1 protein-coding gene is annotated in these 1052 nt (G+C 34.7%); it reads right to left on the bottom strand.

Annotated elements, in window-relative coordinates; genetic code table 11:
- Window positions 1-943: flagellin hook IN motif-containing protein (locus tag L8V88_RS07925; RefSeq protein WP_318529691.1), on the bottom strand; the 943-nt coding region annotated here is incomplete at its 3' end.
- Between the last annotated feature and the right edge of the window lie 109 nt (window positions 944-1052).

The following is a 1052-nucleotide window of genomic DNA, read 5'->3' as shown; positions in this document are numbered from 1 at the left end:
GACCTATACTACCAGTGATTTCAATACCTCTACCATCTCTTGAATTAAGTACTAATCTACCATTAGCATCTCTTGAAGCTTCCACACCGGTGCTATCTTTTACTGAGTTAATAGCTGCTACTAAAGCTCCATTTTGATCACTATCTTGATATTCTATTCTACCTATAGTTACACCATTGATTTTAAAATCATCACTTGTTTCTCCAGCTTTTATAGGACCAACACCAGTAGTTTGAACTATGTAATTTGCTCTAACACCTGTTACATCTGCTACTCTATTAATCTCTTCAGCTAAAGCTCCAAGACCTGTTCCTACTGAAGTAGAAATCACTACAGGTTGGAATTTAAAATCATCTACACCATTGTAGTTTTTAATGGTTAGTTGAGCTATACCACTTTCCTTAGCTTGAGAACCTGTTTCAAATCTAGTAACACCTATTTTAGAGCTTTGTGTTGGCCCTATACTTGCTTTTACAGTTTGGTTGGATTGAGCACCGATTTGAAATTCTTGATTAACAAAATTTCCGCTTAAAAGTTGCTTACCATTAAAAGCTGTAGTATTTGCAATATTGTCAAGCTCTTCCATCAAACGGTTAATATCAGCTTGAAGCATGTTTCTTGTTTTAGTACTTTGACCATCTTGAGCAGCTTGAGTAGCTTTTACCTTAATGGTATCTAAGATTTTAAGTTGCTCATCCATAGCCTTATCAGCTGTTTGTAAAATACCTATGGCATCATTACCATTGTTTATAGCCTGACCCAAAGTTGCAGCTTGAGATCTTAAGCTATCAGCAATAGCCATCCCTGAAGCATCATCAGCTGCAGAGTTGATTCTAAGACCTGAACTAAGTCTACCTAAAGATTTATCCAACTCTCTTGCTGTGATAGTTGAATTTGCGTGTGCATTCATTGCACCTATGTTGGTGTTTATTCTAAAACCCATTTTAAATCCTTTCAAAATATTGCTTGGCAATTTAAAAGCAATAAGTGTTCCAAGTTTTAAATTAAGAGTTTTAAATTAAGAGTTTTAAATTAAGAGTTTTAAATTAAGA

The organism is Campylobacter sp. IFREMER_LSEM_CL2101, from assembly GCF_025771825.1.
Lineage (GTDB): Bacteria > Campylobacterota > Campylobacteria > Campylobacterales > Campylobacteraceae > Campylobacter_D > Campylobacter_D lari_C.
Note: the sequence above shows the minus strand (reverse complement) of the source record. Positions and strands in the feature narration are given on the sequence as shown.